At 70.7% G+C, this 13,850-nt stretch carries 11 protein-coding genes and 1 pseudogene; 3 read left to right on the top strand and 9 right to left on the bottom strand.

Features of this window, described 5'->3' with window-relative positions; translation table 11 throughout:
• Window positions 1-72: 72 nt before the first annotated feature.
• Both ABD932_RS07495 and ABD932_RS07500 read left to right on the top strand, forming a co-directional pair.
• Window positions 73-294 carry a hypothetical protein gene (locus ABD932_RS07495; RefSeq protein WP_345009889.1) on the top strand — a complete coding sequence of 74 codons (222 nt, stop codon included), beginning with the start codon at window positions 73-75 and terminating at the stop codon, window positions 292-294.
• Between the two features lie 63 nt (window positions 295-357).
• Complete coding sequence (locus tag ABD932_RS07500; protein WP_345010466.1) at window positions 358-1,572, top strand: TerD family protein; 1,215 nt, start codon at window positions 358-360, stop codon at window positions 1,570-1,572.
• Between the two features lie 91 nt (window positions 1,573-1,663).
• Here the strand turns inward: ABD932_RS07500 and ABD932_RS07505 are convergent.
• The 7 genes and pseudogenes from ABD932_RS07505 to ABD932_RS07535 form a co-directional block, all read right to left on the bottom strand.
• A pseudogene (locus tag ABD932_RS07505) lies at window positions 1,664-1,792 on the bottom strand (carbohydrate ABC transporter permease); the annotation flags it as partial.
• A 37-nt stretch (window positions 1,793-1,829) separates the two neighbouring features.
• Complete coding sequence (locus ABD932_RS07510; protein WP_425587418.1) at window positions 1,830-2,876, bottom strand: LacI family DNA-binding transcriptional regulator; 1,047 nt, start codon at window positions 2,874-2,876, stop codon at window positions 1,830-1,832.
• A gap of 352 nt (window positions 2,877-3,228) precedes the next feature.
• Entirely contained in the window at window positions 3,229-4,245 is a 1,017-nt protein-coding gene (locus ABD932_RS07515) for a 1-aminocyclopropane-1-carboxylate deaminase (RefSeq protein WP_345010468.1), read from the bottom strand.
• A gap of 53 nt (window positions 4,246-4,298) precedes the next feature.
• Window positions 4,299-4,946: a GntR family transcriptional regulator gene (locus ABD932_RS07520; protein ID WP_345009893.1), complete on the bottom strand. Its 648-nt coding sequence runs from the start codon at window positions 4,944-4,946 to the stop codon at window positions 4,299-4,301.
• A 123-nt stretch (window positions 4,947-5,069) separates the two neighbouring features.
• Complete coding sequence (locus tag ABD932_RS07525; RefSeq protein ID WP_345009895.1) at window positions 5,070-6,653, bottom strand: TROVE domain-containing protein; 1,584 nt, start codon at window positions 6,651-6,653, stop codon at window positions 5,070-5,072.
• Between the two features lie 494 nt (window positions 6,654-7,147).
• A complete protein-coding gene (locus tag ABD932_RS07530) occupies window positions 7,148-8,596 on the bottom strand; it encodes an alkaline phosphatase PhoX (RefSeq protein WP_345009897.1) in 1,449 nt (482 codons plus the stop codon).
• Window positions 8,597-8,775: 179 nt separating this feature from the next.
• On the bottom strand, window positions 8,776-10,209 hold the full coding sequence (locus ABD932_RS07535) for a hypothetical protein (protein ID WP_345009899.1): 1,434 nt from the start codon (window positions 10,207-10,209) through the stop codon (window positions 8,776-8,778).
• Between the two features lie 361 nt (window positions 10,210-10,570).
• On the opposite strand from ABD932_RS07535, the gene ABD932_RS07540 reads away from it, so the two are divergent.
• Entirely contained in the window at window positions 10,571-12,400 is a 1,830-nt protein-coding gene (locus ABD932_RS07540) for an endonuclease/exonuclease/phosphatase family protein (RefSeq protein ID WP_345009901.1), read from the top strand.
• Between the two features lie 13 nt (window positions 12,401-12,413).
• On the opposite strand, the gene ABD932_RS07545 is transcribed toward ABD932_RS07540, so the two are convergent.
• Together ABD932_RS07545 and ABD932_RS07550 are read right to left on the bottom strand one after the other, a co-directional pair.
• Window positions 12,414-13,157 carry an SRPBCC family protein gene (locus ABD932_RS07545; protein WP_345009903.1) on the bottom strand — a complete coding sequence of 248 codons (744 nt, stop codon included), beginning with the start codon at window positions 13,155-13,157 and terminating at the stop codon, window positions 12,414-12,416.
• Between the two features lie 13 nt (window positions 13,158-13,170).
• Complete coding sequence (locus ABD932_RS07550; RefSeq protein WP_345009905.1) at window positions 13,171-13,821, bottom strand: ArsR/SmtB family transcription factor; 651 nt, start codon at window positions 13,819-13,821, stop codon at window positions 13,171-13,173.
• Between the last annotated feature and the right edge of the window lie 29 nt (window positions 13,822-13,850).

Below are 13,850 nucleotides of genomic sequence, written 5' to 3' on the forward strand. Positions count from 1 at the left end.
CCCTGACCCGCTGTCGGCGGGTGTGGGAAATCCGTTGGGGCCGCCGCCCTCCCTCCACCTACGATCTGGCACATGCCCCGACCCCACGGATTCACCTACCAGGAACACGGGACCGGCACCGTGCACATCACCCACCACGGCCGCCCCGCCACCACCCTCCACGGCCCCCGCGCCGCCCAGTTCCTCGCCGAGGTCGAGACGTCCGACCCCCAGCTGGTCATGGCCCGCTGGACCGGAAACTACAAGCACGGCAACGAGCGCACGGCCCGCAATCACCCTCGCAACCGGCGCTGACCCGAACGGTCGCTGGTAAGGGAACGGTAAAGCGCCCCCGCTCGTTCACCGGGCATGACAGCTATGACCCCCGGCTCGAACATCCCTCTCTCCGCCGCGCGCGTGACGGTGGACGTCGCCGCCCCGGTGCGGCTCGACGTATCGGGCCTGCTGCTCACCGCCGACGGCAAGGTGCGCTCCGACGACGACTTCATCTTCTACAACCAGCCCCAGGGCCCGGGTGTGACGTACCGCTCGGGCGGTGGCACCAGCCCGGACGCCATCACCGTCGACACGGCGGCCGTCCCCCCGGGCATTGAGAAGATCGTCGTCACCGCCAGCCCGGACGCCGCCGGCCAGACCTTCCAGGGCATCGAACCGACGGCCACCATCCGCAACGGCGACGACAACAGCGTCCTGGCCACGTTCACTCCCCCGCAGCTCGGCACCGAGACGGCACTGGTGATCGTCGAGATCTACCTGCGCAACGGCGCCTGGAAGGCCCGTGCCGTAGGCCAGGGTTACGCCAACGGCCTGGCCGGCATCGCCACCGACTTCGGCGTCACGGTCGAGGAACCGGCCCCGGCCCCTGCTCCGACACCGGTGGCCCCGCCGCAGCCCACCATGCAGCCCCCGGTCGCTCCGCCTGCCCCGCCCGTGTCCACCCCGGCCGCTCCTCCGGCCCCCGCGGCACCTCCCGCCCCGCCGGCCCCCGGCGCCGGGAAGATCAACCTCGACAAGGGCCGCGTCAGCCTCCAGAAGAACCAGACCGTCTCCCTGATGAAGGGCGGGCGCCCGCTGCTCTCCCAGGTCAAGATGGGCCTCGGCTGGGAGCCGGCGTACCGCGGCAAGGACATCGACCTGGACGCCTCGGTCATCGCCTACGGCCCGCAGCGCAACCACATCGACAGCTGCTACTTCGGCAAGCTCCAGATCGTGCAGGGCGCCATCCGCCACTCCGGCGACAACCTCACCGGTGAGGGCGGCGGGGACGACGAGGTCATCACCGTCGACCTCGGGCGCCTGCCCCAGGAGGTCACCGGCCTGGTCTTCACCGTCAACTCCTTCTCCGGCCAGAAGTTCACCGAGGTCGCCAAGGCCTACTGCCGCCTCCTCGACGCCGCGACCGGCGAGGAACTGGTCCGCTTCGACCTGACCAGCGCCGAACCGCAGACGGGCGTGATGATGGCCAAGATGATCAGGCAGTTCTCCGGCGAGTGGGAGATGACGGCCATCGGCGACTTCGTGAAGTCCCGCACGGTGCGGGGGATGGTGAAGCCGGCGGCCCAGGCGCTGTAGGGGAACTTCAGGCAGTCGTACGACGTCCAGGGCGCTCCCGTCGACGGGGGCGCCCGGCGCGATCGGAGGCTGGGACGCGCACCAGTCACATGGCCATCACGAGCGCGTAGTCGGAGTTGTACAGGACGTTGAGGTTCGCCAGGGCGACCTGGAGGGTGACCTTGTCCGGGTTGATCATGACGACCAGCGGCCAGATGTAGTCGTTCCAGAGGCCGATGAACTCCGCCCGGCGTCGAGCGCTGAGCCATCAGGCGGTATCAGGCGGAGGCCCGCACGACCAGTTCGGGGATGACCCAGGCATCCGCGCCGCTCATCGGCTCCTCGCCCGCCCGCAGCCGGGCCACCTGCTCGACAGCCAGCCGACCGAGCCGCCGTTTGTCGATGTGCAGGGTGGTCAGGGCGGGGTCCACCAACTCGCCCAGCGACAGTCCGTCGAACCCCAGGACGGCGAGGTCCTCCGGGACACGGCGGCCGCGCCACCGGACGGCGCGCATGGCGCCGATGGCGATGAGATCGTTGAAGCCGAACACGGCGGTGATCTCGGGCCGCTCGTCCAGCAGTCGCTCCATTCCGGCCTCGCCCCCCGCCACGCTGTGCTCGTCGCACAGCGCGATCCAGCTGTCGTCAACGGGCAGGTCGTGCCGCCGGGTCTCTTTCAGGAAGGCCTCCCGTCGCGGGCCGGGACCGTGCACGCCGTCCAGCATGCCGATACGGCGATGCCCGGCACGGACCAGATGGGCCAGGCCCTGTTCGAGACCGGCCGCGGCATCGATGCCGACCGCCGCGAACCGGGTCTGCTGCGGGCCGCGTTCCAGCAGCACGAGCGGTACGCCGCCGAGGTGGCGGGCCAGCACGTCGTCCGGGTTCTTGAAGTAGCCGACGACCGCGTCCGCCTGGTGGGAGAGCACATCGAGCGCCTCCCGCTCCCGGGCGTCGTCGGTGCGCGAGTCCCACACGACGACCTGCCAGCCGCGCTGCTCGGCGGCCTCCAGCACCCCGGCGGCCACCTCGGGGAAGAAGGGGTTCATCAGGTCCGGGATCACCAGACCCGCCGTCACGGTCCCCTTCCGGACGAGGCCGCGCGCGAACCGGCTCGGCCGGTAGTCCAGCAGCCGCGCCGCCTCCAGGACGCGCTCCTTCGTGCCCGGGTCGATCTCACCCTTGTCGTTCACCGCACGGGAGACCGTCTGGCGCGACACCCCGGCCAGCTTGGCCACGTCGTGGATCGTGGCCCGGCGGCGAGGGCCGTCGGTCCGGTCGACACTCGGCTCCCGCTGCTGATCGTCCGCCAACACGCTGTGCACTGTATCCGGCCAGATGGACGCCGGGGCAGGGCCCGGTACCCGCGACGGTTGCCAGGCCCCGCACGCCGAGGCCTGCGGGGGCTGACGCGCCGAAGCCGCCGAGCCCTGCAGGTCGTGCCCTCGGACCGTGCATACCGAGAACCTCGGTTTCCGGCAGGTCGAAGCCCAGTTCCCGCAGGTCGAAGCGCCCGTTGCCGCAGGGCCGAAGCCCCCGAACCTCGCGCCTCGAGCCCTCGGACCCCACAGGCCGAGGCCTCCGGAGCTGACACGCCGAAGCCTTCTGGCCCCGCAGGCCGAGGCTCACGTTCCCGCAAGCCAAGGCCCCGCTCCCGCAGGGCCCAAGCCCGGCCGCCTAGAACAGCGCGCTGTACGCGTTCAGCGCCGGCTGCCCGCCGAGGTGGGCGTAGAGCACCGTGGAGTCCGGCGCGATCTCGCCGCGGCCGACCAGGTCGATCATCCCGGCCATCGACTTGCCCTCGTACACAGGGTCCGTGACCATCCCCTCGGTCCGCGCCGCAAGTCGCATCGCCTCCAGCGTGGTCTCGTCCGGGACGCCGTACGTGCCCGCGTGGTACCGCTCGTCGAGCTCGACGTCGGCCTCGGTCAACTCACGCTTGACGCCGATGAGTCGGCCGGTGTTGTCGGCGATCCGGGCGACCTGCTCGCGGGTGGTGGCGGGCTTGGCCGAGGCGTCGATGCCGAGGACGCGGCGCGGACGGCCGCCCGCCTCCTCCAGGGCGGCGAAGCCGGCGACCATGCCCGCCTGGGTGGAGCCGGTCACCGAGCACACGATCACCGTGTCGAAGAAGACGCCCGACACCCGCTCCTGCTCGGCCACTTCATACGCCCACCGCGCGAACCCCAGCCCGCCGAGCGGATGGTCGGAGGCACCGGCCGGGATGGCGTACGGCTTGCCGCCCGACTCCTCCACCTCCCGCAGCGCCTGCTCCCAGCTCTCCTTGATCCCGATCCCGAACCCGGCCCGCACAAGGCGTACGTCGGCCCCGGCGAGCCTGCTGACGAGGATGTTGCCGACCTTGTCGTAGACGGCGTCGGGCCAGTCCACCCAACTCTCCTGGATCAGCACGCACTTGAGTCCGGCGCGGGCGGCGACCGCGGCGACCTGGCGGGTGTGGTTGGACTGCACGCCGCCGATCGAGACGAGGGTGTCGCAGCCCTGCGCGAGCGCGTCGGCGACCAGGTACTCCAGCTTGCGGGTCTTGTTGCCGCCGTACGCGATCCCGGAGTTGCAGTCCTCTCGCTTGGCCCAGAGGGAGGCACCGCCGAGGTGGGCGGTCAGGCGCTCCAAGGGGTGCACGGGGGACGGGCCGAAGAGGAGGGGGTAGCGGTCGTACGAGGAGAACGGCACGGAAAGGGACATGGGGCGCCTCCAGGGCTCCGGCGTGTCTGTGGGTCTCGGCGTCAGTCGAAGTCGGCCAGGTCGGCGAGGGTGCGCCAGATCTCCGCCGTGACGCGGACCGCGGCGTCCACCTCCCCGGCGGCGCATGCCTCGATCAGCCGCTCGTGCAGCCCGGCCGAACGGCAGGTGCCGCCCTCGCCGAAGCGCCGGCGCTCCAGGCGGCGGATGAGCGGGGTGTAGCGGGCGACGGTGGCGGCGGCCGCGCGGTTGCCGCTCACCCGTACCAGGACGTCGTGCAGTTCGTCGTCGGCCCGCAGGGCGAGGTCCACCTGACCCGCCGTGACGGCGGCGGCGAAGCGCTCGTTGGCGGCGCGCATGATCTCCACGTCCGCGGCCATCAGCCGGGGCACGGCGACCCGCGTCACCAACTCGTGCATGGCGCCGACCACGGCGGCCGCGTCCCGTACGTCGGCGGCCACGACCGGCGTCACGCGTGTGTAGCTCTGCGGCTTGCTCTCCAGCAGCCCCTCGTCCACGAGCCGCGAGAACGCCTCGCGTACGGGCGCCCGGGACAGCCCGAGCCGCTCGGCGAGATCGGCGTCCCGCACCACCGCGCCGGGCTCGATCTCCCCGGCCACGATGGCGTCCCGGATCGCTTCGTACGCCCGGTCCCTGAGCAGGGTCCGGCTCACGGGTCGTATCGCCTCCACGAACTGAAATGTTAGATGTCAATTCGCGCCCGGACAAGGGTGTGGCCCGCACCCCAGTGAAGTGCGGGCCACGCTCCGAGCTCAGGCCTCAGGCCCCAGACCCAAGACCCAAGGCCTCAGGCCTCAGGCCGCCCAGGGCCAGTCGGCGTCCCGAGCGCTCTCAAGCAGCGGAACCATCCGGAAAGCGGCGTCGGACAGACCGCCGAAGGTGTGCCGGTTCGCCTTCCCCGACGGGCCGTGACCCGCCCGGTAGCCGGCGAGGTTCCAGGTGTAGACCGGCACGTCGGCGGGGACCTGCCGGGTCGGGTCGCCGTGCCGGTTGTGCGCGTACTGCTCGTCGGTGACGATCAGCACCCGGTCCTGCCCCCGGTAGTGCGCGCGGACCGCCGAGGTGGTGTCCGTGCCGCCCAGGTCACCGAAGCGGCCCAGGATCTTGAGCACCGACTCGCCCTTGCCGAAGGTCAGGCGCCGGCTCGTGGTGCCGAACTCGACGAGGTCCGCGTCCTTCGCGCGCAGCGCCAGCGCCGTGCCGAAGATCGCCGCCGCGTCGGCCCGGTTGAGCTCCGAGCGGTCGGACAGCTGCGACCAGAACATCGAGCCCGAACGGTCGACGAGCACCAGCGTCCGGCCGGGCAGCGCCGGCACGTTCGCCAGCGAGTGGCCGAGCGCCTGCTCCAGCGGGTACGCCCAGCGCAGCGAGGGCGCGTGCTGGTACGCGGCGAGGTACCGGAAGGGGAACTGTCGCGACCGCGCGACCTCCGCCGGGTCGCTGATCCGTGCCGCGACCTGCGCGGCGACCTCGTCGGACACACCGGCCTGGTCGAAGTTCCGCAGGTTCCGTACCAGCGCCATCGCGCCCATCGACGGAATCACGGCCTCCCAGGCCTCCTTGTCCATCGGACCCTGGAGCCAGCCCGCCAGCGCCTCCCACGTCATCCCGGCCGCGGCGAGCCGCTCGGCACCGCCCTCGGACGTGACGACCGCACGCCGCTGGTCCACCGGCAGCGCCATCAGCTCGCGATGCGCGACCAGCGTCCGGTTGGACGCGGGCGGCAGCGCGGTGTCGGGGTTGTGCCGACGGTCGAGGGCGTACCGGAACAGCTCGCCCTGCCACGGCTTGTCCGGGTCCGGCGCCGCGTGCACCAGGTTGAGGATGTCGCCGAAGCGGTAACCCTTGGACGCGGTGTCGTACTTCAGCAGCGACTTGCCGCTGTAGAGACGTCGTACGGCGTCGGCGACACCACGCTTGACGGGCTTGGGCACGTTACGGCCGTACGTCGCCGTCCAGTACGCGAGCAGCTCGCCGGGCTCGTCCGGGCGCCGCAGCACGGAAGCGATGACCTGCCGGTTGGACGGGCCGTCGGTGGCGCCCGCCTCCAGGCGTGCGTGCACGTACTCGGCGGCGCCCACGACGGAGGCCGTACGGAGGTTGCCCTCGCCGCGCAGCCAGCCGAGCAGGCCGGCCGTCCACGCAGGGTCCGTGACCGCGAGGTCCCGTACGAGTCGCGCGAACCGGGTGTCGCGGTCGGTGCCGGTCTCGTAGAAGGTGTGCTGCGAGACGAAGTTGGCGACCGACAGAAGGAAGAGCTCGGAGCGCGCGTCCCGCTCATGACCGCGGCCGCCCTCGTACGTACGGAGCACTCGGCCCGTCGAGGTGACGCGGGAGGTGGGCTGCGCCCTGGCGGCTCGCTTGTTGAATCGCGACATGGTGAATTCCCCCGAATTCATTGACATTTTCGGAGGGAGGCGCAGCAAAAGGAGGGTGCCCGAGTTCGAATTCGGCTGCGGTGACTATAAACTGGCGCGTCTTCCGTTCCGCCACATCGACCCTGAGTCGATGACGGGATTCGAACCCGCACGAGGGGTGTCCCCCACCAGTTCCCGAAGTATCCGCCGCCTGCGCACCGGGCACTCACCATGAGCTGCGCCTCCCGAGATCAAGTCGGCGGCGGCAAGGGATTCTTTTTGGAGAAGAAGTAGCCGCAGCCTGCGCACCGGGAAGTGCATGAAGTTGTGGTGTCCAGAGTTCAGGTCGGCGGAACCGACATTAGGTGCTCTGCCGCTGAGCTACACCGGCACGTGGTACCGGTGGCGGGATTCGAACCCGCGGCCTCCCCATTAAGAGTGGAAGTAGGTCCTGCCTTCGCACCTGGACGTTCATCACTCTAGGAGGGGTACCGCGGGACGGGCGAGCGAATTAATTACCGTCGCTGACGCTTCCAGGGCCCGGTAATGGCCAGCATGATCCCCGGCGTCTGAATGCTCGCGTACAGCGTGCGGCCGTCGCACGAGAACGTGACGCCGGCGAACTCGCTGTACTCCGGCTCCTCCGCGGTGCCGATGTTCAGCTCGTTGCGGGCGATCGGGTAGGTGCGGCCGCTGTCGGTGGCGCCGAAGAGGTGCTGGACGCCCTCGCCGTCCTCGGCGAGGACGAGGCCGCCGTACGGGGAGACGGTGATGTTGTCGGGTCCGTCGAAGGCGCCGTCCTTGGAGGGGTCGGGGTTGACGCCGAGGAGGACCTTCAGGGTCAGGGTGCGGCGCTTGGGGTCGTAGAACCAGACCTGGCCGTCGTGCTGGGCAGGGCTCTCCGCACGGGCGTAGGAGGAGACGATGTAGGCACCGCCGTCGCCCCACCACATGCCCTCCAGCTTGCGGGCGCGGGTGATCTCGCCGTCGGCGAACTGCTTGCGTACGGGGGTGGTCTTCGCGTCGCGGTCGGGGACGTCCACCCAGTCGACGCCGTAGACCGTGCCGATCTTCGTGGCGCGGGACAGGTCGTCGACGAACTTGCCGCCGGAGTCGAAGCACTTGGGGGCCTGGAGGACACCGGCGTCGTCGGCGAGCGTGCGGAACTTGCCGCGGCCGTACTCGAAGCCCTTCGGCGGGGTCCAGCGGAAGAGCAGGCCGTTGGGCGAGGCGGCGTCCTCGGTGAGGTAGGCGTGGCCGCGCCTGGGGTCGATGACGACGGCCTCGTGGTCGTAGCGGCCGAAGAACTTCAGGGGCTTGGGGTCGCGGTTGGCGCGCCGGTCGCTGGGGTCGACCTCGAAGACGTAGCCGTGGTCCTTGGTCATGCCGTTGGTGCCGGCCCTGTCGGAGTTCTCCTCGCAGGTGAGCCAGGTGCCCCAGGGGGTGCGGCCGCCCGCGCAGTTGGTGGAGGTGCCGGCGATGCCGACCCACTCGGCGACCTGTCCGTCGGGGCGAACCTCGACGACCGTGCAGCCGCCGGAGGCGGCGGGGTCGTAGACGAGGCCCTCGGTCAGCGGGACGGGGTACTTCCAGTTGGCGCGCGGGCCCTTCAGCTCGTGGTTGTTGACGAGGAGGGTGGTGCCGCGCGGCCCGTCGAAGGCGGCCGTGCCGTCGTGGTTGGAGGGCGTGAACTCGCCCGACTCCAGCTTCGTCTTCCCGCTGTGGGTGATGACGCGGTACTTGAACCCGGCGGGCAGCGCGAGGATGCCCTTGGGGTCCGGGAGCAGCGGTCCGTATCCCACCCCGCCACGGTGAGCGTCCGCGGACTCCTCGCTCGCGACCTCGGTGTCCGTGGACGCGAGCGCATTCGGTGCGGTGGCGAGAACGCCCGCACTGCCCGCCAGTGCGACACCGGCACCGGTGATCGCGGAGTTCCTTGCGAAGTCCCTGCGGGTGAGCGACATGGTGTCTCCTGTGACAGTGGGTGCCGTGGAGGGTGGCGGGCGTCGAGACGGCGCAACGGTCCCGCCCACGCGTGAACACCAGTTGAACAACGCCCAAAGGGGCGCGGGCCTGTGTCGAATATGCGGCTCCGCCGCGTGGGCGCGACCAGCCCCCACTCACCCGCACCCGCGAATCAAGCTCAGCCCCCCTGCTGCGACCGCGCCTTGAACGCAGCCTTCCGCGCTTCCTTCGCGACCTTCTTGTCCGGATGCAACCGCCCCATCGCCTCCAGCACATCCGCGGTCGCGGGGTGATCCACCCGCCAGGCCGCGGCGAAGAACCCGCTGTGCTGCGCGGCCAACCCCTGCACCAGTTCCCTCAGCTCGTCGGAGTTCCCCTCCGCCGCCAGCTGCGCGGCGACCGTGTCGACGGTCAGCCAGAACACCAGGTCCTGCGACGGCGCGGGCACGTCGGCGAACCCCGCCTCGCTCAGCCAGACCCGCGCCAGCCCGCCCAGCTCCGGATCGTCGAGGACCTCCCGCAGCGCCGGCTCGGCCTCCGCACCCACCAGGGACAGGGCCTGCTGGCAGCGCAGCCTCCGCAGCGGCGCCCCGGCGTCCAGGCCGCGCGCTGCGGCCAGCAACTCCCGTGCCGCGGCAAGGGGCTCGGGCCGGGCGGCCAGCCACTGCTCGGTCTCGGCCTGTGCGGCGGACTGCGGGTAGCCGGCCGTCCCGTCGAGCAGCGCGTCGGCGCCCTTGTCCGCGAGGTCGCCGACCGCGGGCGCCTCGAACCCGGCCTCCAGCAGCCGGGCCCGCAGCCCGTACCGCCCGAGCGGGGTCAGCCGCACCATGCCGTAGCGCGTCACGTCGGTGTCGTCGACGGCGGTGGACTGTTCCTCGGCGTCCGCCATCAGCGCCTCGTCCACCGGCTGGTACTCCACAAGACCGACCGGCTCCAGCAGCCGGAACTGGTCGTCGAGGCGCATCATCGCGTCGGACACCTGCTCCAGCACGTCGTTCGTGGGCTCGCCCATGTCGCTGGGCACGATCATCGACGCGGCGAGGGCGGGCAGTGGTACGGGCGCGTCGCCCGGGCCGTCCTCGCTGACCGTCAGCAGGTACAGGTTGCCGAGCACACCGTCGAGGAACTCCGCCTCGGCCTCCGGGTCCCAGTCCAGCGAGGAGAGGTCGACCTCGCCGCCCGCGTCCATGGCGTCGACCAGGTCGTCGAGGTCGGGCACGCTCGCGTCCGCGAGCACCGTCTCCACCGCGCCGAGCCACACGCCGAGCACGTCCTGCGGCGAACCGCCGGTCAGCACGGCCAGATCCGCGCCGGCCGCGACGGTGCCCGCCTCCTCGTCGACGATCTCGACCAGTCCGGTGTCGACGGCCACCCGCCAGGCCTCACCGGCGTACGCGGCGGCGTCGTCGCCGCTCAGCCCGAGGACCTCGGCGGCGGCGGGCAGTTGCTCGTCGACGAGGCCGCCCCCGGCGTCGACCCGGGTGTCGGGCCCGGCCCAGCGGGCCAGCCGCGCGGCCCGGGCGAGCAACGGCGTGGACAGCGCGTCCCGCGCCAGCTCCGCTTCGGGGTGCAGCCGCACCGGCGGCAGTGGGGAGCGGGAGCTGTCTGACATCGGCTGGTTCTCCTAGGACGTTCTGCAAGGCCGTACACATCACGACGCATCACGACGGATCACGACGCTTCACCACGCATCACGACCCATCACGGCTCGGCCGCTGTACATCGCGGCTCAACCGCTCAGCCTAGACGGATTTCCACCCATGCCGCCCGGTTCATCTCCCCGTCAGGCCACGTACATGGCCGAAACCTTGACAAGTGGCGTGACCAGGCAGGAGATTACGCGCGTAGAAATCTGGCGGACATCTGTTCACTGTATTTTCTACGCGCGTTGCCTCCGCCCCACCGGTCGCGACTCCCACGTTCCACGCGTCACCCTCGTCCCGGCACCCACGTATGTCCCCGGAGGGATCCCGTTGCCGAGCAAGAAGTCCGCACGTCTCGCCGCGCTCACCGTCGCCGCCGTCTGTTCCGCGGCGTCCACCGTGGTGCTCACCGCGCCCGCGCACGCCGACTCCGTGCGCATCCATGACATCCAGGGCAGTACCCGAATATCCCCGTACGCCGGCAAGCAGGTCACGGACGTGGCCGGAATCGTCACCGGCGTGCGCACCTACGGCTCCTCCAGAGGCTTCTGGATCCAGGACCCGCAGGCGGACGACAGCCCGCTCACCAGCGAGGCCATTTTCGTCTACACCAACTCCACGCCGAAGGGCGTCGCCGTCGGCGACGCGGTCACGGTGTCGGGCACGGTCCAGGAGTACGTCCCGGGCGGCGCCAACACCGGCAATCAGTCGATCACCGAGATCACCAAGCCGACGTTCACCGTCGTCTCCAGCGGCAACGCCGTCCCGGCCGCCAAGGTGATCGACGCGAAGTCGGTCCCGGCCGTCTACAGCCCGCAGGGCGACACCGCCGCCGGCGGCTCGGTCAACGGCCTGACGCTGGAGCCCACGAAGTACGCCCTGGACTACTACGAGTCCCTGGAGGGCGAGAACGTCCAGGTCGCCGACACTCGCGTGGTGGGCGCCACCGACCCGTACACCGAGCTGTGGGTCACGGTGAAGCCGTGGGAGCACCGCAACCGCCGCGGCGGCACGGTCTACGGCTCCTACGACTCCCAGAACACCGGCCGGCTCCAGATCCAGTCCCTGGGCAAGACCGCCGACTTCCCGGTGGCGAACGTCGGTGACGTCCTCGAAGGCGCCACGTCCGGCCCCCTCGACTACAACCAGTTCGGCGGCTACACGCTGGTCGCCAACCGGATCGGCACGCTCAAGAGCGCCGGTCTGGAGCGGGAGACCACGCAGAAGCAGTCGCGCGGCGAGCTGGCGGTCGCCACGTACAACGTGGAGAACCTCGACCCGTCCGACGCCACGTTCGCCGAGCACGCCTCCGCGATCGTGAAGAACCTGCAGTCGCCGGACATCGTGTCCCTGGAGGAGATCCAGGACAACAACGGCGCGACGAAGGACGACACGGTCGCCGCCGACCAGACGATGGCCAAGCTGACCGACGCGATCGTCGCGGCGGGCGGCCCCAAGTACGACTGGCGCTCGATCGACCCGGTGAACAACGCCGACGGCGGTGAGCCGGGCGGCAACATCCGCCAGGTGTTCCTGTTCAACCCGGAGCGGGTCTCCTTCACCGACCGCGCGGGCGGCGACGCCACCACCGCCGCCGGTGTGACCAAGGTGGGCGGCAAGGCCGCCCTGACGGTCTCCCCCGGCCGGATCGACCCGGCGAACGCGGCCTTCACCAACAGCCGCAAGCCGCTGGCCGGCGAGTTCGTCTTCCGCGGCAAGACCGTCTTCGTGATCGCCAACCACCTCAACTCCAAGGGTGGCGACCAGGGTCTGACCGCGCAGTTCCAGCCGCCGGCGCGCAGCTCGGAGGTCCAGCGCCACGCGCAGGTCACCGCGATCCACGCCTTCGTCAAGGACATCCTCGACACGCAGAAGAACGCGGACGTGATCGCCCTCGGCGACATCAACGACTTCGAGTTCTCCGACACCGTGAAGATCCTCGAGGGCGACGGCGCCCTGTGGTCGGCGATCAAGTCGCTGCCGAAGAGCGAGCGTTACTCGTACGTCTACCAGGGCAACGCCCAGACGCTGGACCAGATCCTGATCAGCCCGTCGATCCGGCGCTCCTGCGACTTCGAGTACGACAGCGTGCACATCAACGCGGAGTTCAACGACCAGATCAGCGACCACGACCCGCAGGTGCTGCGGTTCCGTCCGTAACCGTCGCCGGGTCTCAGGGCTGGCTGAACACGCCGTTCAGCCAGCCCTTCCACGTTTCCTCGACCGCCTCGGCGTCGGCGTCCGGCGCGAAGGCGTGCACCGACATGCCGACCATGTAGCCCCAGTGGTTGCGTCCGAAGAAGCGGATGAGCGCGTCGTCGGTGCGCAGTCCGAGGAAGTACGGGTTGCGGAAGTCGACGACGGCGCCGACGAGTTGCCCCTGCGGACCGCGCGCCTGCACCCGCGCGCCCTGCGCCGTGTCGTCGGCGAGGCCGAGCGCACGGCCCACGGTGACGAACGCATCGGACGCCTTGGACGCCTCGGGCCCGTCGAAGGTGGCGAAGGCGGTGACCGGGCGACCCCGGAAGCGGGTGAGGTACTCGCGCAGGGTGTGCAGGTAGAACTCGGTGTGCCGGGCCGCGCCGTCGTACTGGTTGTCCCAGTCGTCGACGAAGATCCCGCTGTGCACGTACCGCACCCAGGCGCGGCGGCCCTCGTCACGCGGCTCGATCGTGTAGTCGAGCTGGTTGAGGGTCTGCTCGGAGATGCCCGCCACGTCCTCGACGCGGTTGGTGTAGCGGTGCGGCGGGTCCCAGGCGGTGACGGTCGATCCGAAGGGGCCCTTGCCGCCCTCGCGCGGCTCGGGTGCCTCCATCGGCCACAGCCAGCCGCCGGTACCGGCGGTCACCGCCTCCCACACCTCCTCGGGCGTGGCGTCGACCTCGAACTCGCGGGCGATCTCGAATTCCTTGGACATGGTGGACTCCTGCTTACTGACTGTCGAGTTCAGGGATGTGGTTCGGGCTCTGGCCCTGATTCGGGTTCGGGTTCGGGTTGTCCGACTTGACCGTGGGATGTACGGCCACGACGATCCGGTGATCCCGGCCGCCCTCGGCGTCGGGCGCGTCGTACTTGCGGATCAGCGCGCTCACGCCCGCCGTCAACTCCTGGATGAAGGCGGCACGTTCGGCGGCCGAGGCGAAGCGGACCTCGCCGTCCAGCGCGTACGTCGCCAGCCGCTTGCGGGCCTTCGTCGCACCGGTGATCAGCGAGCCGACGTCCCGGACGAGCCGGGCGCCGAGCGCGAGCAGCCAGCGGGCGGACAGCTGGTCGCGGAAGCGGTCCGGGTCCGGCTGCACGGCGGCGAGCGCGAGCGGCGAGATCACGTACGACGCGGCGGTCGCTCGCATCAGCCGCTCGGTCACGTTGCCCTTGCGGCGCTCACCGGCCAGCTCGACCAGTCCGTGCCGCTCCAGCGCCTTCAGGTGGTAGTTCACCTTCTGCCGGGGCAGCCCGACCTTGCCGGCCAGCATGGCGGCCGACGCGGGCCCGGCCGCCAGCTCGGCGAGCAGCCGGGCCCTTATGGGGTCCAGGGAGACGGCTGCGGCCTCGGGGTCCTCGATCACGGTGACGTCCAGCATGGGTCCACCGTCTCACCGAAAACTTTTTT

Source organism: Streptomyces shaanxiensis (assembly GCF_039537145.1).
Taxonomy (GTDB): domain Bacteria; phylum Actinomycetota; class Actinomycetes; order Streptomycetales; family Streptomycetaceae; genus Streptomyces; species Streptomyces shaanxiensis.